Annotated in this window: 1 protein-coding gene; it reads left to right on the top strand. The window is 53.6% G+C overall.

All coding sequences use genetic code 11. The annotated features are described in order from the left end of the window. The first annotated feature begins 81 nt into the window (after positions 1 to 81). Positions 82 to 1,410, top strand: a complete 1,329-nt coding sequence (locus ACQ4WM_RS24665; RefSeq protein ID WP_436549291.1) for an IS4 family transposase — start codon at positions 82 to 84, stop codon at positions 1,408 to 1,410. Positions 1,411 to 1,423 lie beyond the last annotated feature (13 nt).

Below are 1,423 nucleotides of genomic sequence, written 5' to 3'. Positions count from 1 at the left end.
GACCCTAATGCCGTTAAGTTAAGCCTTTCGATTCAAGACAGATTGTAAACAGCGGCAAATAATGTTAACTTTCGGGCAGTTATGGACTCTACTGCCTTTTTACTTGCCGCTGACCTACCAACGCCACCAGACTGGCGCCTATTAGGCGAACATCTTCCCTACGATTGGATCGAAGCCGCCCTATCGAATTCAGGCAGCGCTACGATCCGTCGACGCCGGCTGCCAGCCGAACAGGTGGTCTCGCTGGTCATCGCCATGTCACTGTACCGACATCGCTCCATTCGGCAAGTCGTCGCCGAGCTTGATCTGGCATTGCCCGACAGCGATGACACATGTGTCACTGACAGCGCAGTGACGCAGGCCCGGCAACGCCTGGGAGAAGATCCCTTGGCATGGCTGTTCAGGGAATCGGCCAAGAATTGGCGTCTGCAAGATGCCGAGCGGTATCACTTCAAAGGCTTGCATCTGCTCGCAATGGACGGCACGACATTGAAGTTGGCCGACAGCGCCGCCAATCGAGCGCATTTTGACTCACCGAGTTTCGCCAACGATGGCGTGGCAAGTTACCCCCACGCGCGCATGGTAATACTGAGCGTATTGCGAACGCAATTGGTGCTTTCAGCCGAATTTGGGAGCTATGCTCAGGGCGAAATGACGTACGCCAAGCTTTTGCTCAGCGATATACCAGATCGTTCGCTTACAGTATTTGATAGCGGTTTTCTGTCAGCCGATTTTTTCACCACGCTTTGCGCGGACGGTATCGATCGACATTTCCTGATCCCAAGTCGCGTCAACAGCAAGTTAAAGCTGATTGAAGGCGACGAAAACGATGGCATTGTCGAGATGAAGATCTCGTCAGAGGCGCGCAAGAAGAATCCAGCTCTGCCAGCACATTGGCGGGTGCGCGCCATACGTAGTATTGAGCGCAATGGCAAACCCACTTATCTGCTGACATCGCTCATGGATAAAGCAGCATATCCCGCTCAGTCACTACAGCAGTGCTATCAGGAACGATGGCATATTGAAACCAGCTACCGCGAAATGAAACAATCCATGATGGGCATGGCGCTCAGTCTGCGCAGTCACAGCGTGGAAGCTACGCGCCAGGAAATCTGGGGCATGCTCATTGCGTACAATTTGGTTCGACTCGAAATGGCACGCGCCGCTGAGCAAGCTGCATGTCTGCCGACCGACATCAGCTTCGTGCTGGCACTGCATACCTTTCAATTCGAGATGATGCACGCTGCGGCGTTGCAAGCGCAAGGCAACCTGCCTGGAGTGCTCAAGCGAATGCGCGAAAGGATGATCGTCGAGCTCAATGTCTATCGACCCGATCGAAAATTTGATCGGGTCGCAAAGGCAAAACCACAACGCTATCCAGAGCGACGTCTCAGGCGAACACTAACTTAACGGCATTAGGGTC

Origin of the sequence: Janthinobacterium longum (genome assembly GCF_051380735.1) — a bacterium.
Classification (GTDB): Bacteria; Pseudomonadota; Gammaproteobacteria; order Burkholderiales; family Burkholderiaceae_D; genus Janthinobacterium.
The sequence above is the reverse complement of the archived record's forward strand: the minus strand, read 5'-3'. Positions and strand labels throughout refer to the sequence as shown.